This is a genomic window from Luteimonas sp. YGD11-2 (assembly GCF_004118975.1).
Lineage (GTDB): Bacteria > Pseudomonadota > Gammaproteobacteria > Xanthomonadales > Xanthomonadaceae > Luteimonas > Luteimonas muca.
On sequence record NZ_CP035376.1, the window covers coordinates 2,917,608 to 2,935,592 of the forward strand.

The following is a 17,985-nucleotide window of genomic DNA, read 5'->3' on the forward strand; positions in this document are numbered from 1 at the left end:
ACCCGCGATCGCGGACCCATCATCTCTGGAGGCCCTGCCATGACCATGCCCCGCTACAGCCTCGCCCTCCTCGCGCTGCTGCCGCTTGCGGCCTTCGCGCAGACGCAGACCCGCCCCCTGCCGCAGGCAGACAACGCGCCGGCCCGCGCCAGCGCGCAGGGCTCGCAGACCGGTATCACCACCTTCGGAAACCCCGGCGAGCAACAGGTCATCGTGCGCTCGTACGAGCCGGACGCGGTGCTGCGCGACCAGTACCGGGTCGACTTCGACGCGCTCGACAGCAATGGCGATGGCTATCTGGACCGCCGGGAGGCCGCCGCCCATCCGACCCTGGCGGCGGAGTTCGCCGGCGTCGACACCGATGCCGACGGGCGCCTGGGCCGCGAGGAACTGCGCGGCTGGATCCGTTGAGGCAATGCGCGGGTGTGGCGCGGGGCGCCCCCGCGCCGTCAGCGCTCGTCGTCGACGGTGCGTATGTGCGCGGGCAGGTAGCTCTGCACGCGCTCGAAGAACCGCGCATAGAACTCCGCATCCTGCACGGTGCTGCTGGCGACGCGCACCAGCGAATCCTCGGTGCTGCCGATCGGCAATGACACCGACCCCAGTGCGCTGACGCCCAGGCTTGCCGAGTTGGCACTGCGGCGCAGCGCATAGCGGTCCTGCAGCGCGCTGACGAACACCAGCGCCTTGCCTTCCTGCGGCACGCACGACACGCGCACCGCGAGCTGCAGGTGCGAATCCGATTCCGGCTGGAAGTTCTTGCTCGCCTCCACCGAGGCGGCCTCGGCGCGACCGACGGCGTAGCCCTGCCCCAGCAGCGCGCGGCGCGCGGCCTCGCAGGCCACCTCCGGCCGGGTGGCGAAGACCCGCGAGTACATGTCGTCGAACTCGAAGGTCTCGCCGAGCAGGGCCGGCCGGGGCTTGCCGGCCTGGCCGCCACCACAGGCGGTGAGCACGGACGCGACGAGGCAGATCGGCAGGACAAGGCGCAACAGGGAGTAGGGCATGGCAGATGATCCGGGACGACCGCATAGCTTAGGACGGCGCATCCCCGCCGGATGGTGAATGGCGGCGCGCCGGCAGCGGCGGCAGTGCACGTCGCCTGCACGCCGCGGTGGCGGACAGTGGCAACGACCCCCATCCAGCGAGCCCCGCCATGCGCGACAAGCACACGCCCCGCCAGCCCGACGCCAACCGTGACCCGATCTCCGGCGCCCCGGGCGCACATCCCGGCGGCGTCGCCGCGGGCGGGACCCTGGGCGCGGTCGCCGGCGCCGCGGTCGGCAGCCTGTTCGGCCCGATCGGCACCCTGGTGGGCGGCGCGATCGGCACCGTCGGCGGCGCTGCCGGTGGCAAGGCGGTCGCCGAACGCGTGGACCCCACCGTGGAGGTCGAGTACTGGCGCGACAGTGCCCCGACCCGCGACTACTACCGCGGCGACGCCGACTACGAGCGCGACTACGCGCCCGCATACCGTTACGGCACCGAGGCACGCAATGCGGATATCCGCGCCTTCGACGAGGCCGAGCCGGAACTGCGCGAGCGCTGGGACACCGCGCGCGGCGCGTCGATCCTGTCGTGGAACGAGGCACGTCCCGCGGTGGCCGACGCCTGGCAACGCACCGACCAGACCTGGCGCACCTATACCGACGTCGACGCCTATTACGGCGAGCACTACAGCCGCGCCGACTACTACAGCGACGACTACAGCTATGACGACTACCGCGCCGCCTACCGCTACGGCACCCGGGCGCGCGCCACCGACCGCGATGCGCGCTGGGACGAGGCCACCGAGGCCCGGCTCGGACGCGACTGGGAACGCGAGCGCGGCGGCTCGCGGCTGTCGTGGGAACAGGCGAAACACGCGGTGCGCGATGCCTGGCACCGCGTCGAGCGCGCCCTGCCCGGCGACGCCGACCGCGACGGCCGCTGAGGCGCCGTCAGCACCAACCGGCGGCGGATCGGCGACGCGCCCCCGGCGGTCACGCGGCTTTCCGCCGCGGACGGGGACGCGGCACCGCTGCATCGCGCCATGACCGCGCGGTGGGTCAGCCCGCCGCCTCGAGCGCGCGCAGGCGCCGTGCGTCGTGGCGCGCCCAGGCATAGAGCAGCAGTCCCGCCACCGCGGTGGCCGCACCGACGTAGCCGGTCGAGGTCCAGCCCCAGCCGGCGTTGATCGCCAGCCCACCCAGCCACGGGCCCAGCGCATTGGCGGTGTTGAAGGCGGAATGGTTGGAGGCGGCGGCGAGCGTCTGCGCACCGCCGGCGACATCCATCAGATGCGCCTGCAGCACGGTGGCCAGCGCCCCCATGCTGCCCACGGCCACCACCGCCAGCAGGATCGACCACGCCGAGCGGGTCGCCAGCGGGAACAGCAGCAGCACCACCAGCGACCACACCAGCACGATGCCGGCGGCGCGGAAGCGGTAGCGGTCCGACAGCCAGCCGCCGACCAGGTTGCCGACGATCGCACCCACGCCGAACGCCACCAGCCCCAGCGGCACATGGCGTGGGGCGATGCCGGTGACCTCGATCATCGTCGGCGCCAGGTAGCTGAAAACGCAGAACATGCCGGCGAAGCCGATCGCGCCGATCGCCAGCGCCAGCCACACCTGCGAGCGGTTGAAGTCACGCAGTTCGCGGCGGATGTCGTGCCGGGGTTCGTGCGGGTCGGGCGGCAGCAGCCGTGCCACCAGCACCATCGTCAGCACGGCGAGCACCGCCACCAGCGCGAAGGTCCAGCGCCAGTCCGCCACCTGCGCAAGCCAGGCCGCGAGCGGATTGCCGACCAGCAGCGCCACCGACAGGCCCAGCATCACCCGCGCCATCGCCGTGCCGCGGCGACCGGGGGGGCTGATCGAGGCGGCCACCAGTGCGGCCACGCCGAAATAGGCGCCATGCGGCAGGCCGGCCAGAAAGCGCATCGCGGTCAGCGACAGATACCCCGGCGCCAGCGCGCTGGCCAGGTTGCCGAGCACGTACAGCGCCATCGTCGCCAGCAGCAGCGCGCGCCGCGACAGGCGTGCACCGAGCACCGCCAGCAGCGGCGCGCCGACCACCACGCCCAGCGCGTAGGCGCTGATGGAGTGGCCCAGCTGCGGTTCGCTGACGCCGAGGTCGGCGACCATGTCCGGCATCATCCCCATCGGCGCGAACTCGCTGGTGCCGATGGCGAAGCCGCCGATCGCCAGCGCGAACAGCACCCGGCCCTGCTGGCGCGGGTCGAGTGGATGGTGGTGGTGGGCGGTCGGGGTCATCGCAGCGGCATCGGACGGCCGCATTATTGTGCGATGCAGCACCGGCGCTGCCTACCCGCGTCCCGTCCGGCCGCAGGCGGGGTTCAGCCCACCGGATGGCTACCGCTCAGCCGTCCTGCGCGGCGTCGCTTGCGACAGGGTCGGCCAGCTCGCGGTGCGCCTCCTGCAGCAGCGACCGCAGCAACGCGATATCCGGCGGCTTGGTCATGTGGTGGTCGAAGCCGGCCGCCTCGGTGCCGGCACGGTCACGCGCCTGCCCCCAGCCGGTGATCGCGATCAGGCGCATGTCCGCGGCACCGGGCACCGCACGCAAGCGCTGCGCCACTTCCAGCCCGCTCAGCTCCGGCATGCCGAGGTCCAGCAGCGCGACATGCGGCAGGTGCATCTGCGCCATCGTCAGCGCCGCGTGGCCGTCGTGGACGACGATGGTCTCGGCACCGAATGCGCTCAGCCACTCGCCCATGCTTTCCGCGGCGTCGCGGTTGTCGTCGGCCACCAGCACACGCAGCCCGGAGAACGGCTTGGCGGTGCCATCCGCGGGTGTCGCCGCGGCCTGACCCGGCGCGTGCAGCGGCAGGCGCACGATGAATTCCGCACCCTGCCCGCGGCCTTCGCTGCGTGCGGTGACATTGCCGCCGTGCATCTGCACCAGGCTGCGCACCAGCGCCAGGCCGATGCCCAGCCCGCGGGTGTCGGCACTGTGCTGGCGGTCGACCTGGGTGAACAGGTCGAAGATGCTCTGCAGGTGCTCGCGCGCGATGCCCATGCCCTCGTCGCGTACCGAGACCACGGCGTCGGTGCCCTCGGCGCTGGCAACCACGCGGATGGTGGTGTTCTCGCGGCTGTAGCGGGCGGCGTTGTTGAGCAGGTTGATGAACACCTGGCCCAGCCGCACCGGGTCCGCGCGCAGCCACAGCGGCTCCGGCGGAACGTCGATCTGCAGGGATTGCCCACTCTGGGCGAGGGTGGGCTGCACGCTCTCGGCGGCGTTGCGCAGCACCGAGGCCAGCGGGATGTCGACCGCACGCAGCTCGATGCGGCCACGGGTGATGCGCGAGACCTCGGTGAGGTCGTCCACCAGATGGGTCAGCTGGTCGACCTGTCGCATCAGGATGTCGAGCATGCGGGTGGCCGTTTCCGGGTCCTGGTTGAGCTTGAGCACGTACAGCGAGGTGCGGATCGGCGCCAGGGGATTGCGCAGCTCATGGGCCAGGGTGGCGAGGAACTCGTCCTTGCGCTGCTCGGCATCGCGCAGCGCCTGCTCCTGGCGGCGGCGCGCGGTGATGTCGGTGAACAGCAGCGCCACCGTGTGCCCGGCGGGGTCACCGATGCGGAACGCATAGACCGAGAACCAGCGCCCCATGGCGTCGGAACCCTGCTCGAAGCGTTCCGGCTCGCCCGACATCGCCACGCGGCCATAGATCTCGAACCAGTGTTCCTCCAGGTCGGGCAGCATCTCGCGCGCGGTGTGCCCGACGGGGTCGGCCAGCCCGGTATGGCGGGAAAAGGCCGGGTTGACCTCGAGGAAGCGGTAATCACGCGGTTGCTGCCTGCCATCGAACAGCACCTGCAGGATGCAGACGCCCTCTTCGATCGAATTGAACAGCGCGCGGTAGTTGTCCTCGGAGCGGCGGCGGTCGTCGATGTCGATGACCGAGCCCGCGAAGCCGGCGAAACTGCCGTCGTCGGCATGGCGCGGGTTGGCGGCGTCCAGCGCCCAGCGGTAACCGCCATCCCGGCAGCGCACGCGGTAGTCGAGGGCGAACGCCTTGCCGGTACGGCTGGCACGTGCGAAGCGCGCCCGCATCGCCGGACGGTCGTCGGGATGCAGGGCTTCGAGCCACCCGTAACCCAGCGCTTCGGCCTCGTTCTGCCCGGTCATCTCGTACCAGCCGCGTGACAGGAAGGTGCACTGGCCGCTGGCGTCGGTTACCCACAGGATCGCCGGCGCGGTGTCGGCAAGCCGGCGGAATTCAAGGGACTCGTTGGGGCGCATACCGGATCCGGTGGGGCCGCTGACATCCGTAACGTGACCGCTGCAGCGGCATCGCCGGGCGTGTGGCAGGACGGCCAATGTAGCCGACCGTGCCGGGCGCGGCGAGTACGCGCCGCGCCCTGCCCGCTTCGCCGCAAGCCGCGCACACCGGGCCGCGACGGAGCATGCCGGATACGTGCATCTGCGCTATACATCGGCGTCACCCTGTTCCGGGAATGTGCGTATGCGTGATCTCCGCCGTCGGCCGTTGCCCCTGGCCTGCAGCCTGCTGGCCCTGCTGCTGGCATCCACCGTGGCGCATGCCACCACGCCGGTGGCATCGGTGCGGATCGCCTTCGACCGCGACCACGTCACCGATGTACGTACGGCTGGACATGCGGATCTGCAGGCGGGGCGTACGGTCACCGCCGACGACCCGGTGCGCATCGCCTCGATCTCCAAGCTGGTGGTCGCGCTTGGCGTCATGCGCCTGGTCGAGGCCGGTGCGCTGGACCTCGACGCCGACGTCTCCACGCTGCTCGGATGGAAGCTCCGCCACCCCGACCATCCGGAGGTGCCGATCACCCTGCGCCTGCTGCTGTCGCACCGCGCCGGGCTGACCGACGATGCCGGCTACTGGCAGGTGCCGCTGGACGGCGCGCTGGCGGATCTGCTCGCCGATCCGCGCGCGTGGGACAGCGCACATGCGCCCGGCCGGTACTTCCGCTACGCCAACCTCAACTTCCCGGTCGTCGCCTCGGCCATGGAACGCGCCACCGGCGAGCGCTTCGACCGGCTGATGCAGCGCCTGCTGTTCGAGCCCCTGGGATTGTCGGCCTGCTTCGGCTGGTCCACCTGCGACGATGCGCAACGCTCACGGGCGGTGATCCTCTACGACACCGGGCGCGAATCCGGCACCGACGACACCCGCAGCGCGCGTCCCGCGTGCCCGGTGCGCGCGGCCTCCGACGGCAGCTGCGACCTCGCGCAATGGCAACCGGGCCGCAACGGTGCGCTGTTCTCGCCGCAGGGCGGCCTGCGCATTTCCGCGCGCGACCTGGCAACCATCGGCCGGCTGCTGCTGGGCGAGGGTGAGGTCGACGGCATGCGCCTGCTGTCACCGGCCTCCGTGGCGACACTGCTGGCACCCGCCTGGGTGCGCACCGGCGACAACGGCGTGACCGCCGAGGAGGACGCCAGCGGTCAGTCGCGCGAGGGTTTCTTCTGCCGCTACGGCCTGGCCGCGCAGACGCTGTCCACCCCGGTGGAAGGGTGCAGGGACGACCCGTTCGGTGATGGCCGCGAGCGCGTCGGCCACGCAGGGTCGGCCTATGGCCTGCTGTCGGGGCTGTGGGTGGACCGTCCCGCCGGCAGCGGCGTGGTGTATTTCGCCACGGGGATGCAGGACGCACCACCCGGGACACGCTCGGCGTTCACCGCCATCGAGGAACAGCTCGCCGCGGGCGACCTGCCGGCGGCAACCGTCACGGCCACCGCGGACCCGTAAGCCGCGTCAGGCGAGGCCTCCGCGGGCAACACCCGCGGAGGTACCTGGTCGCCTTACAGGATCGGCGTGCCGCCGGTGACCGCATAGCGCCCGCCGGTCATGTAGCTGGCCTCGTCGGACGCCAGCAGCACGTAGATCGGCGCGCACTCCGCCGGCTGGCCGGGGCGCTTGAGGGGCACCTGCTGGCCGAAGTCCTTGACGGAATCCGGCGGCAGCGTGGCCGGGATCAGCGGCGTCCAGATCGGGCCCGGCGCCACCGAATTCACGCGGATGCCCTTCTCCGCCAGCATCTGCGCGAGCCCCGCGGTGAAGTTGGCGATCGCACCCTTGGTGGCCGCATACGGCAACAGGCCCGGGTTGGGCTTGTCGGAGTTGATCGAGCTGGTGTTGATGATGGACGCGCCAGCCTTCATGTGCGGCAGCGCGGCCTTGCACAGGTGGAACATCGCGGTGACGTTGACCTGGAAGGTGTAGTCCCATTCCTCGTCGGGGATGTCGTCCAGCGATTCACGCGACATCTGGAAGGCGGCGTTGTTGACCAGCACGTCGATGCGGCCGAATGCATCCACCGCCTGCTGCACCACCGAGCGGCAGTGCGCGGGGTCGGCGAGTTCGCCACGCACCAGCACACAGCGGCGCCCGGCCTCCTCGACCCAGCGCTTCGTCTCTTCCGCGTCTTCGTCCTCGCACAGATAGCTCACCAGCACGTCGGCGCCTTCGCGTGCATAGGCGATGGCCACCGCGCGGCCGATGCCGCTGTCGCCACCGGTGATCACCGCGACCTTGCCGTCGAGCCTGCCGCTGCCGCGATAGCTCTTCTCGCCGTGGTCGGCGGGCGGGTCGAGTTTCTTCTCGACGCCGGGGACTTCCTGCTGCTGCTCGGGCTGGTTCATGTCGCCTCCGGACGGTTGGGGGGCACCACGCTAGGACCGCCGCCGTCCAGATCCCGTGAGCCGGTGGATCCGTGCATCGCCGCGAACGGGCAGCCGGTGACGAACGGGCCCATCCGGTCCTCGCGGAACGCCTGCGAGCGCTCATAGGTGCGCCGGCGCAGGCGCATGATCTGCCCCAGCGGACGGTGCGCCTGCACGCCGAGCCACGGGCTGAAACCCATGCCATCGTCGATCACCGCACTGCGCGCCTCACTCCAGGCCGTCTGCGGTGCCACCCGCACGGTGGCGATGGTGCGGTAGGGGCTGCGCCGGGTATCCCATTCGGCGCTGGCATCCTCCACCGGCATCTCCTCGAGCGAGGTGCACAGCTGCGCACGCAGTTCCCACTCCGCGCCATGGCGCGCGAAGTAATCGCCGAGCGCTGCGCGCAGGGCGTCGTCATCGGCGAGGTCGATGGCGTCGCCGGCAAGCGCCTGCATCGCGGGCGTCACCGGCACCAGCTGCAGCCTGGCGATGTGCGCGCCGAAGCGGTGCGGCACCTGGGTGAAGTAGGTCTCGCCCAGCGGATGCACCGGCGGCTGGCCGCCCATCGCCTTGAGCGCGCTGCTCTCGCCGCCCAGCGTCTCCAGTGTGCGCTCGGCGCCACGCGCGATCGCCGACACCAGTTGCTTGGTGCGCGGCACGCGGTCGGTGGTCTTCGCCAGCAGTCGCAGGCTGCGCAGGAAGGCATGGCCATCGGGTGCGTTGAAGCGTGGCGCGTTGACCAGCAGGAAGTCCTGGCTGCGCAGATGGTGGGCGCCGTCGAGTCGCTCGCCGGGAACGTCGAACAGCCGCAACGCGATGCCGCGCGGCGTCGATACCCGATCGGGCAGCAGATCGCCGGGGGTAGTCGAAATCCGGAGTACCGCGCGGTAGCACGCCGGCGTCGCGAACACGCCCTGGGCGAGCTCCGGCGGCAGCGCCGGCACTTCAACTTCGGCTTCGAGCAGCGCATGGCTCTTGGCATGCACGGCGCGCAGTGCGCGACCTTCGTCCTGCCAGGTCGTGCGCACGATCTCCATCAGCACATGGCCGAGTTCGAGCTCGAGTTCCGGCTCGTCCCCGCGCGATTCGGCCATGCGCTCGTCATAGCGTGCGTAGCGATCCGCATCGGCTGCAGGCATCGGAGTGCTCCTCGGGGGGTGATCACAGAGTGCTGCGCGACCGGTCACGGGATCGTGCACGTCGGAACCGACGACGACCGCCCATCGCCAAAGAAGCCGCGCAAGCAAAGGGCGATGCGGCGTCGGTGGCGGGGTATGCGGATAGCAGGCCATGGATGGCCTGCGGCGGCGAGTCAGACATGGATGTCTGACCGGGCCGAGGTGCAGGCCCCGCCACCGACGGCGTCCACACCGGAGCCCCGGGGCTGACGTCTTGACCTGCTCGCACGATCGCCGAAATGGGGAACGGGCGCCACACGTGGCGCCCGTTCGGAACCGCTGACCGTTGGATCAGAACGCGTATTCGGCGGTCAGGCCCAGCAGTGCGGTGGAGCGCTTGGGCCCGTCGAAACGCACCCCGGTCACCGGGTCGCGCACCTCGCCGGACTTGGCGCGGAAGTAGTCGTAATGCACGCCGACGCTGAAGTTCTCGGTGGCGTTCCAGCCGGTGCCGACGCCGGCATACCAGCTGTTGCGGCCGTCACTGCCGCCGCTCTCCAGGCCGAGGTCCTGGCCGACCGAGTTGTAGTAGTCGAGGTTGTTGTCGGATGCGCGGAAGTAGCCCCCACGCGCACCCACGTACCAGGCCGGGGTCACGTTCCAGCGTGCATTGCCGCCGACGTGCCAGCCACGCAACGCATTGGTGTCGTCGCGCTGGTTCACCTCTTCGTCGCTGCGGAAGGCGTTGCTCACCTTGATGTTGCCGAGGTCGGTGTAGCCACCTTCCACGCCCAGGCCGAAGTTGGGGCTGAGCTTCCAGCGGTAACCCGTCGCGAGCCCGTAGCCGGTGCGGCGGCCATCGCGGCTTTCGAACACGTTGAAGTCGCCGCTGCCGAAGGTGTCGGCCGTGCCGCCATCGGTGCGGCCGACATTGCCGGCAAGGAACCAGTTCCCCTGGCCCACGGCCAGGTCGGGACGATAGGTATCGCCACCGCGCGATTGCGCGAACGCGGCGGGGCTGAGGGCGACGGCCGCAAGTGCAACGGGGAGCAGGGCTTTCTTCATCGGGACTCTCCTGATTTTTATGACGCGACCCGTTGGGGGATGGACGGGTCGGGCGGAGGCGCATGCAGGTGGCCATCCGCGGCCGCAGTTAAGAGGGCCCGAACTGAAGCGCGTCACAACGTTCACACCTCCACCACGCAGCGCTAACAGGCAGGTTCAAGGCGCATTCAACGTGATGAGCAACCGGTGAGCACCGGCCCATGCCCCGGCGTGACCGGCGACACATCACTGGATCCGGCATGTCGCGGTTACGATGCGCGCCCGTCATCCGATTGCCTCCATGCGCCGATACGCCGGACCCCTGGTCACCCGCGACATCGCGTCCGCGCTGATGGCGGCACGCGCCGCCGGCAGCTGGACCGGCTCCTTCGACCTGGGTCGCAGCGAAGACACCGTGACGCCGTGCGCCGAACACTGGGTGTGGCGCGGCCAGCCACAGCCGTATCCCGGTGCATTGAAGGACCGCACGATCTACCTGCGCGAAGGCGACGAATGGTTGCCGGTGTCGCGGTACGCGCGGTCGCTGATCAAACTGGTGCCGACGCCATGGGGCGTGCCGACGTTCGAGATCGACGGCATCAAGATGCTGCCCACCGCCCGCGAGTCGCCGCTGGCTGATGCGCGCCGCAAGGTCGCGCTGGTGGCACCACGCGGCAAGGTGGTACTCGACACCTGCGGCGGGCTCGGCTACTTCGCGGCGTGCTGCCTGGAGGCGGGCGTGTCGCGTATCCATTCGTTCGAGAAGAACGAGGACGTGCTGTGGCTGCGCAGCATCAACCCGTGGTCGCCGGATCAGGCGTCCGCCGATGCCGGTGGTCGCCTGCAGCTGCAGCATGCCGACGTCACCGCGGCGATCACCGCGTTGCCGGATGCCTCGATGGATGCGGTGCTGCACGATCCGCCGCGCTTCGGCATCGCCGGCGAGCTGTACTCGAAAGCCTTCTACGAACAACTTGCGAGAGTGCTGCGCCGCGGCGGGCGCCTGTTCCACTACACCGGCAGCCCCAACCGCCTGACCAGCGGCCGCGACGTGCCGCGCGAGGTGGTGCGCCGCCTGCAGGCCTGCGGCTTCGAGGCGCGTCCGGAACTCGACGGCGTGTTCGCCACGCGCCGCTGAACCGCGGCAGCGTCAGCGCTGGAACATCACCCGTTCCGGTTCGTGCAGGGCAAAGCCCTGGCCGTAGTCGACGCCGAGTTCGTCGAGCACCCCGCGCGCCCCGTCGTTGTCGACCCATTCGGCGACCACCTTCAGGCCGCGCTGGTGGCCGATCTGCACGATCGCGCTGACGATGGTGCGGCTCATCGGATCGGTATCCACCTCACGGATGAAGCTGCCGTCGATCTTGATCACGTCCACCGGCAGGTTCTTGAGGTATCCGAACGACGACATGCCCGAGCCGAAGTCATCCAGCGCGATGCGGCAGCCGGCGCTGCGCAGGCGCTCGATCACCCGGGTCACCCGCAGCAGGCTGCGCACCGCCACCGTCTCGGTGATCTCGAGGCAGACCCGGTGCGCCGGCACCCCGTGGCGCGCGATGCAGTCGAGGATGAAGTCGGCAAGATCCTCGTCGTCGATGCTGGCGCCGGACAGGTTGATCGCGCAGGTCTGCAGCTCCGCCCCGGCCGGGTGCAGGCGCGCGAAATTGCCCAGCACGGTGCCGATCACCCAGCGGTCGACGGTGGGCATCAGCCCATAGCGTTCGGCCGCGGGCATGAAGGCGCCCGGCAGCACCACCGCACCGGTCTCGTCGCGCAGGCGCAACAGCAGTTCGATATGCGGGCCGTCGGCGACGGCCGTGGTCAGCGCCACCACCTCCTGGTAGTCGAGCAGCAGGCGCCCCTGCTCGATGGCGCTGCGCATGCGGCTGGCCCACTCCATCTCGCTGCGGCGGCGCGTGCTGTCGTCGTCCTCGCGGTACAGGTGCACACGGTTGCGGCCGTTCTCCTTGGCCTGGTAGCAGGCGCTGTCGGCCCAGGCCATCACATCCTGCAGGGTCGCGCCGGCACGGTCGGACATCACCACGCCGATGCTTGCGCTGACCGAATGCGTCCGGCCCTGCCAGACGAAGCGCACGCTGTCGATGCAGCGGCGCAGGCGTTCGGCAAGCGCAAGTGCTTCCGTCTCGTTGACGCCATAGGCGAGCAGCCCGAACTCGTCGCCGCCCAGGCGCGCGAACAGGTCGCCCTCGCGCAGGTTCTGGCCGATCGCCAGCACCATCTCCACCAGCATCTGGTCGCCGGCCCGGTGCCCGGACAGATCATTGACCAGCTTGAACTGGTCGACATCGAAGTACAGCAACGCGAACGGCGGCGTCTCCGGGTGCGCGCGGCGCCCGGCCAGTGCCAGCGCCAGCTGCCGCTCGAACTCGCGGCGGTTGCACAGCTCGGTCAGCGCATCGTGCGAGGCCTGGTAGCGCAGGCGCGCGTTGAGCTCGCGCTGCTCGCTGATGTCGGTGGCGGTCAGCAGCATGTGCGGCTGGCCATCCACGACCACCGGCGCCAGTGATACGCGCGCCCAGAAGCTGCCTTTGCCGGTGGTGATCTCCATCTCGCGCTCTTCCCAGCCCGCCTCGCGGCCGCTGGCGTCGGCCACCGCCATGCGCGGGCCCGGGTCGCTGTACAGCGCGTCCAGCCGGGTGCCGACCACGTCGCCCAGCCGCCGGCGTGCGAACTGGTTGGCATAGGTGATGGTGCCGTCGGCGTCGGCCAGCAGCACCAGCGCCGGCAGCAGTTCGTTGAGGGTGCGGAAGCGCGCCTCGCTCTCGCTGAAACGCGTGCTCATCCGCTGGCCCAGCGCCAGCGCACGGCGATGGGTGCCGGCGATCGACCACAGCAGCAGCGCGGCGAGCACGCTGATCAGCGTGCCGAGCATGATGATCGACCGCGAACGGTTACCGTCGGGCGGCGGCGGCAACGGCTGCATGCGCAGCTCCCAGCGGCGGTCGCCGAACTCGAGCACGCGGGTGTATGCCGGTGCATCCGCCGGCGGCGACCCGCTCGCGAAGACATGGCCGTTCCCGGCGGCGCCGAGGTCGCGCAGGCCGACGTGCATGTATTCGAGGATCCGCCCCTGCAGCGCGTTGCGCACCAGCGGTTCCAGCCGCAGGCTCATCGCCAGCGCACCGGTTTCGCGGGCACGGCGTTCCTCGACGGTTTCCGGAACGCGCCCGCGCGAGTACACCGGCAGCCGCACGGTGATGCCGAGTCCGGCGTCGCCCGTGTCGCTGAACTGCGTGAGCTGGAACGGCGCCGACATCGACGGCTGGTCGGCATCGCGCGCACGCTCCAGCGCGGCGAGGTTGTCCGGCTGGGTGGTGATGTCCAGCCACAACAGCATCTCGTTGCCCTCGAGGGGGGCCAGCAGCTCGTAGCGGTACAGCGGCGTGCCGTCGGCGGCGGTCACCGCGTGCCGACGCGCGAACGCGGTGGCGAGATACCCGGGCAGGTCATCCACCGCGCGCAGGTTGTCGTGGTAGTGGGCATAGGTGGTCTGGTCGAGGTCACCCGCCGACAGCAGCACCGTCTGCATCGCCCGCAGCGCCACGGCGGCGGTGTCGAGCGCATCGTCGAGCCGCACCTGCGCGGCATCGGCGAGCGAGTTGTAGAGCATGTCGGCGCGCTGCCGGCTGTCGCGCAGGTCGCGCCGCGCCAGCTCGGCGGTGAGCAGCAGGCCGGCCACCAGCACCAGCAGCGCCCAGGCCAGTGGCGGCAGCGCCTGGAACACGCTGCGGCGGTCCTTGCGCTCACCGGCCGGCGGGGGGACCGGCGGATCGTCCTGTGTGTCCTGGGTACGCATGCGTCACTCGATCGGCAATCAGGCCGACCCGTCGCTCCTGCGGCCACCCGCGGGCCGTCGCCATGGCGGTATCGGGACGAACAGGACTTTCTTGATCATCGGCAGGGTTCTCCGGAAGCAGGGGCGGACGACATCGGCACCCGCCCCGCATCCTAGCCCGCGCCCCGTGGGCGGGCGCGCGCCTTCCGGCGTTGGATGCCCGCCGGGCTGAACACGCGGGTCGTATTCCGGCCTGCACGCGCGGGCTTGAGCGGCGACTAAACGCACCCGTGCGAAGTCACGTCGGGATCACCGCCCCCGTGCCCATTCTGCGCACCCATCCAACACAAGGAGGCCGACATGGGACTCTTCCGATTGATCGCAGCGGGCGCGGTGGGCATGGTCGCCTACCGTGCGTGGCAACGCCGCCAGGGCAGCGGCGACTCGATGTTCTCCAGCAAGGGCAGCAGCACCGATCGTGGTGACCGGACCCCGCCGCATGGCGATCCGGTCGGTGACATGGAAGGTTCGACCTACGGCAAGTCCGGGTCGTCCTCCGGCAATGGCGGCCAGTCCGCCAGCAGCATGGGCGGCAGCAGCAGCACGTCTTCGGGCGGCATGGGTGGCTCCGGTTCCTCGGGCGCCAGTTCCGGCGGCTCGGGCTCGGGCTCGGGCGGCAGCATGGGCTCCGGCAGCTCCGGCGGCATGGGCTCGAGCGGCGGCATTTCCGGCGGCAGCGCGTCGGGCGGCGCGGGTACCAGTGGCCTGGGTGGATCGGGTGGTTCGGGCAGCAGCGGCTCGTCGGGTGGCTCGACCGGCGCCGGTGGTTCGATGGGCTCCAGCGGTTCCACCGGCTCGGGCGGCGCCATGGGCTCCACCGGTTCAGGCAGTTCCGGCAGCTCCGGCAGTTCGAGCAGCTCCGGCGGCTCGAGCTCGACCGGCTCCAGCACCAGCGGCGGCTCCAGCAGCACCGGCTCCGGCAGCCGGATCTGAGTGCCTGTCACCTGCCCGGCGTGTGCCGGGCAGGTGCCGTCGGGCGGCGCGCGTTGCGCTCAGCCGCCGTAGTTCCAGCTTTGCACCTGTCCGCCGTGGTCGCGTACGCGCCACAGGGACCGCGACAACTCTCCCTTCGAGCGGCTGCGCGTCAGCAGTCTTCCCGCGATCCGTGCGGTGGCGGTCGCCTCCACGATCGCCCGGCGTCCGCCGGGTGCGATGTCGATCCGGGTGATCTCGTAGCTGAAGTCGATCCCGACCAGGCCGCCGGTCTGGTTGTGGAGTACGCGCATCAGCGCCAGCGCGTCCTCCATCTGCCGGCAGCCCGTGGTGCGGTCCAACGTGTGCCGCAGTGACCTGCCGTCGAGGTGCTCGACACTGCGGACCGCGTAGTCCGCCGCCATCGGTTGCAGAGCGCTTCGCTGTCGAAGTCCGTGAGTGCCTGCATCTGCTGCCGGTAATGCGCGTGCACATCGGCTTCCGAGATGCGCCCGCCATGACCCGGTGAATGCCGTCGTGAAGGAAGTGTGAGCCCGAACCCGCGACCCTCCGCACCTTCCGCCGCGCCCGCGGCCCGCCGTGCCCCGCCGGCCGGTCCTGCGGCCGCCTACCAGTCGATCATGTAGCCGACGCCGCGCACCGCGCACCGCGCGCAGCGGGAGCGGATGCTTCGACGCTTGTTCGCACTTGCGGCGCAGCCGGTACACCAGCATGTCGAGGCGATGCGGGTCGAAGGCCTCCACATCCGCGGTCAACCGTTCGATCAGGCCGCTGCGGTCCACCGGCTTGCAGGCGTTGGCCACCAGCTGGATGCCGAACCCGCGTGAGACCCGCGCCGGGCTCAAGCGCCAGCGCACCATGCGTTCGGCCGACCGAGCAGCAGGCCATGGGGCGAGCCCCAGCTGACGCCGGCACGCCCGGGTGTGGCCGACTGCAGGCGCAGGGGAGCACTCACGGGAAGGGATATTCGATGAACAGGTTGATGATGTCGGCGGTCGCCATTGCGCTGCTGGCCGCGGCAGTACCGACGGTCGCGGAGGAACGCGCACCGACCGCCACCGGACTGCGGCTCTTCGAACGCGAACGCCAGGATGCACAGGCGCTGCAGGCGCGGCAGCGCGCGCAGTACCCGCTCTACTTCCGCCGCGCCTACGAGCGCTTCCCGGAAATCCCGCGCGGCGTGCTGGAAGCGATCGCGCTGGTGGAAACCAACTGGGTGCACGTCGAACCCGATGCCCACGGCAATGCCGGCCACCACCATATGCCCGCCTCGTACGGCGTGATGGGCCTGTACCGCGGCGGCGGCTTCGACAACCAGGTGGCGGATGGCGCTGCGTTGCTCGGGGTCGGCGAAACGCTGGTGCTGCGTGACCCGGAAACCAACATCCTCGCCGCGGCCGCACTGCTGGCGCGCGCGATGCAGCGCGACGGCACGCGCACCTCGCGCGACGCCGGCGTGGAAGCGGTGTCCGGTGCGCTGGCGCGTTACGCGGGCTACGGCCGCGGCGACGGCAACATCGAAGGCTTCGCGCGCCAGAGCTTCGCCTACGAGGTGCTGCAGACCCTGTCGCGCGGCGCCGATGGCAACGGAATACGGGTGCCGAAGCTGCCGATCGAGATGCAGCAGGCGTTTCCTGCCGAACGCCTGCGCCTGTTGAGCGCACCGGCACTGAAGCTGGACCACGCCCGCGATGCGGTGTCCGCAGACGACGACGCCGTGGCGCGACCTCCCGCCGTGCAAGGCACCGCACGCACGCCCGATGCCGCGATCCAGGCACTCGATTTCGGCGAGGCGCTGTGGAATCCCGCGCACGGCAGCAATTACAGCACCGCCAACAACACCCGCTCGGCGGTGATCATGCACACCATCGAAGGCAGCTACGCCGGCGGCATCTCGTGGTTCCGCAACCCGTCGTCGAACGTATCGGCGCACTACGTGATCCGCCGCTCCGATGGCCAGATCACCCAGATGGTGCGCGAGCACCACCAGGCCTGGCACGCCGCGTACCACAACCACTACACCATCGGCATCGAACACGATGGCCGCGCCGGTGATGCCGGCAACTGGACGGCAGCGATGGTCAACGCATCCGCGCGCCTGGTGCGCAGCATCTGCGCACGCCAGCCGGTCAACTGCGCGTCGGCCTGGCGGGGGCCGGGCTACGACTACTGGAACGTCGTGCCCGACAGCGTGCGCATCAAGGGCCACGGCATGCTGACCAGCAACCAGAACCGCTACGACCCCGGCCGCTACTTCCCGTGGGCGAGCTTCTACACCCTGATCAACAACGGCGCGCCGCCACCGCCGGCCGCCACGCCCACCTACTGGGTGGACACGTTCGCCAACGCACCCGGCTTCCCCTCGTCCACCAGCACCACGCAGAGCGGCACGCTCAACACCGGCCGGCACTACGTGTACTGCAAGACCTGGGGCCGCGAGATCCGCAGCGGCGCAAGCTTCAATCGCTGGTGGCTGAAGACCGACCTCGACGTGGGCCCCGCCAACCAGTTCGTGTCCGCCTACTACCTGTCGCGCTGGGGCAACGACGAGGCGCGCGACAACGACGGCTACGACCTGCCGCGCTGCGAGGTGCTCCCGCATGGCGAGATCGGCCGCAAGTACTACGCGATGGGCGGCGTGCGCAGCCACCTGGGCGTGCCCGAGTTCGCCGAGGCCGCCGCGCAGCTGGGCGGGCGCTACCAGCAGTTCAGGAACGGCATGATCCTGTGGCATTCGCGCACCGGCGCGTATGCCGTCAACGGGAAGATCCTCGAGCACTACCGCGCCACCAACTCCGAGACGCGCTGGGGCTTCGCGTTGATGGACGAGCTCGATGCCGCACCGTCACCGGTCTCCGGCCAGCGCGGCAAGTACCAGTACTTCGAGAACGGCCTGTTCCTGTGGACCCCGGCCACCGGTGCGCACGCCGTGCATGGCGCGATCCTCGCCCACTTCGAGACCAACGGCCGCGAGGCGGCGCTGGGCTACCCCAAGACCGACGAACAGGCCCACGGCAGCACCGGCCGCAAGCAGCAGTTCGAACGCCGCACGCTGTACTGGACGCCCGAACGCGGCGTGTGGGCGGAGTGATGCGTCGCCCGTGACCTGTGAGCGGACGGCAGCCGGCGCGTGCCGGCTGCCGTCTCGCGCCGCATCCAACGCCTGCAACGATGCAGGGGACGCTACAGGCGTACAGGCCCCCCCGGCGCTGCTCGCCGTACGGCAGGAAAGACCGCGCCGGGTCCCGCGGAAGCCACCGGCCTGCCGCCGCTCTCAGGGCCGGTCCTGGCCACTGGGCCGGCTCTAGGGTCCGCCCCAACTGGGCAGCTGCGTACGACTGCGGACAATCGGGATCAATTCCCGAACACCGTGAAGAC

Annotated in this window: 14 protein-coding genes; 5 read left to right on the forward strand and 9 right to left on the reverse strand. The window is 70.5% G+C overall.

Annotated features, from left to right (window positions below; translation table 11 throughout):
• Positions 1 to 39: 39 nt before the first annotated feature.
• A complete protein-coding gene (locus tag ERL55_RS13515) occupies positions 40 to 411 on the forward strand; it encodes a hypothetical protein (protein ID WP_129136882.1) in 372 nt (123 codons plus the stop codon).
• A gap of 38 nt (positions 412 to 449) precedes the next feature.
• Here ERL55_RS13515 and ERL55_RS13520 read toward each other — a convergent pair whose 3' ends face one another.
• Positions 450 to 1,007 (reverse strand): DUF2242 domain-containing protein, encoded by a 558-nt coding sequence (locus ERL55_RS13520; RefSeq protein ID WP_129136883.1) that lies wholly within the window; start codon positions 1,005 to 1,007, stop codon positions 450 to 452.
• 149 nt (positions 1,008 to 1,156) lie between these two features.
• Between ERL55_RS13520 and ERL55_RS13525 the strand changes: the two genes are divergently transcribed.
• Positions 1,157 to 1,933: a hypothetical protein gene (locus ERL55_RS13525; RefSeq protein ID WP_129136884.1), complete on the forward strand. Its 777-nt coding sequence runs from the start codon at positions 1,157 to 1,159 to the stop codon at positions 1,931 to 1,933.
• 115 nt (positions 1,934 to 2,048) lie between these two features.
• On the opposite strand, the gene ERL55_RS13530 is transcribed toward ERL55_RS13525, so the two are convergent.
• Positions 2,049 to 3,257: an MFS transporter gene (locus ERL55_RS13530; protein WP_129136885.1), complete on the reverse strand. Its 1,209-nt coding sequence runs from the start codon at positions 3,255 to 3,257 to the stop codon at positions 2,049 to 2,051.
• Between the two features lie 106 nt (positions 3,258 to 3,363).
• The gene (locus ERL55_RS13535; protein ID WP_129136886.1) at positions 3,364 to 5,253 is read right to left on the reverse strand and encodes an ATP-binding protein; all 1,890 of its coding nucleotides are present in this window, start codon (positions 5,251 to 5,253) and stop codon (positions 3,364 to 3,366) included.
• Between the two features lie 223 nt (positions 5,254 to 5,476).
• Between ERL55_RS13535 and ERL55_RS13540 the strand changes: the two genes are divergently transcribed.
• Complete coding sequence (locus ERL55_RS13540; protein WP_129136887.1) at positions 5,477 to 6,739, forward strand: serine hydrolase domain-containing protein; 1,263 nt, start codon at positions 5,477 to 5,479, stop codon at positions 6,737 to 6,739.
• 53 nt (positions 6,740 to 6,792) lie between these two features.
• On the opposite strand, the gene ERL55_RS13545 is transcribed toward ERL55_RS13540, so the two are convergent.
• The 3 genes from ERL55_RS13545 to ERL55_RS13555 form a co-directional block, all read right to left on the reverse strand.
• On the reverse strand, positions 6,793 to 7,632 hold the full coding sequence (locus ERL55_RS13545) for an SDR family oxidoreductase (RefSeq protein WP_129136888.1): 840 nt from the start codon (positions 7,630 to 7,632) through the stop codon (positions 6,793 to 6,795).
• Entirely contained in the window at positions 7,629 to 8,795 is a 1,167-nt protein-coding gene (locus ERL55_RS13550) for a catalase family protein (protein ID WP_129136889.1), read from the reverse strand. Before ERL55_RS13550 ends, ERL55_RS13545 begins: the two co-directional genes overlap by 4 nt.
• Positions 8,796 to 9,125: 330 nt before the next feature.
• Entirely contained in the window at positions 9,126 to 9,839 is a 714-nt protein-coding gene (locus ERL55_RS13555) for an outer membrane beta-barrel protein (protein ID WP_129136890.1), read from the reverse strand.
• 280 nt (positions 9,840 to 10,119) lie between these two features.
• Here ERL55_RS13555 and ERL55_RS13560 point away from each other — a divergent pair, with 280 nt between their 5' ends.
• Positions 10,120 to 10,956, forward strand: a complete 837-nt coding sequence (locus ERL55_RS13560) for an SAM-dependent methyltransferase (protein ID WP_129136891.1) — start codon at positions 10,120 to 10,122, stop codon at positions 10,954 to 10,956.
• Between the two features lie 12 nt (positions 10,957 to 10,968).
• Here ERL55_RS13560 and ERL55_RS13565 read toward each other — a convergent pair whose 3' ends face one another.
• From ERL55_RS13565 to ERL55_RS13580, 3 genes are all read right to left on the reverse strand, one after another.
• The gene (locus ERL55_RS13565; RefSeq protein WP_129136892.1) at positions 10,969 to 13,635 is read right to left on the reverse strand and encodes an EAL domain-containing protein; all 2,667 of its coding nucleotides are present in this window, start codon (positions 13,633 to 13,635) and stop codon (positions 10,969 to 10,971) included.
• Between the two features lie 512 nt (positions 13,636 to 14,147).
• Entirely contained in the window at positions 14,148 to 14,618 is a 471-nt protein-coding gene (locus ERL55_RS13570; protein ID WP_164972208.1) for a hypothetical protein, read from the reverse strand.
• Positions 14,619 to 14,666: 48 nt separating this feature from the next.
• Entirely contained in the window at positions 14,667 to 15,467 is an 801-nt protein-coding gene (locus tag ERL55_RS13580) for a helix-turn-helix domain-containing protein (protein ID WP_129136895.1), read from the reverse strand.
• A 110-nt stretch (positions 15,468 to 15,577) separates the two neighbouring features.
• On the opposite strand from ERL55_RS13580, the gene ERL55_RS13585 reads away from it, so the two are divergent.
• Complete coding sequence (locus ERL55_RS13585) at positions 15,578 to 17,698, forward strand: N-acetylmuramoyl-L-alanine amidase (protein WP_164972209.1); 2,121 nt, start codon at positions 15,578 to 15,580, stop codon at positions 17,696 to 17,698.
• Positions 17,699 to 17,985 lie beyond the last annotated feature (287 nt).

Coding starts and splice junctions, on each gene's coding strand:
- ERL55_RS13515 (WP_129136882.1), top strand. CDS start 40: ATGACCATGCCCCGCTACAGCCTCGCCCTCCTCGCGCTGCTGCCGCTT.
- ERL55_RS13520 (WP_129136883.1), bottom strand. CDS start 1,007: ATGCCCTACTCCCTGTTGCGCCTTGTCCTGCCGATCTGCCTCGTCGCG.
- ERL55_RS13525 (WP_129136884.1), top strand. CDS start 1,157: ATGCGCGACAAGCACACGCCCCGCCAGCCCGACGCCAACCGTGACCCG.
- ERL55_RS13530 (WP_129136885.1), bottom strand. CDS start 3,257: ATGACCCCGACCGCCCACCACCACCATCCACTCGACCCGCGCCAGCAG.
- ERL55_RS13535 (WP_129136886.1), bottom strand. CDS start 5,253: ATGCGCCCCAACGAGTCCCTTGAATTCCGCCGGCTTGCCGACACCGCG.
- ERL55_RS13540 (WP_129136887.1), top strand. CDS start 5,477: ATGCGTGATCTCCGCCGTCGGCCGTTGCCCCTGGCCTGCAGCCTGCTG.
- ERL55_RS13545 (WP_129136888.1), bottom strand. CDS start 7,632: ATGAACCAGCCCGAGCAGCAGCAGGAAGTCCCCGGCGTCGAGAAGAAA.
- ERL55_RS13550 (WP_129136889.1), bottom strand. CDS start 8,795: ATGCCTGCAGCCGATGCGGATCGCTACGCACGCTATGACGAGCGCATG.
- ERL55_RS13555 (WP_129136890.1), bottom strand. CDS start 9,839: ATGAAGAAAGCCCTGCTCCCCGTTGCACTTGCGGCCGTCGCCCTCAGC.
- ERL55_RS13560 (WP_129136891.1), top strand. CDS start 10,120: ATGCGCCGATACGCCGGACCCCTGGTCACCCGCGACATCGCGTCCGCG.
- ERL55_RS13565 (WP_129136892.1), bottom strand. CDS start 13,635: ATGCGTACCCAGGACACACAGGACGATCCGCCGGTCCCCCCGCCGGCC.
- ERL55_RS13580 (WP_129136895.1), bottom strand. CDS start 15,467: ATGGTGCGCTGGCGCTTGAGCCCGGCGCGGGTCTCACGCGGGTTCGGC.
- ERL55_RS13585 (WP_164972209.1), top strand. CDS start 15,578: ATGAACAGGTTGATGATGTCGGCGGTCGCCATTGCGCTGCTGGCCGCG.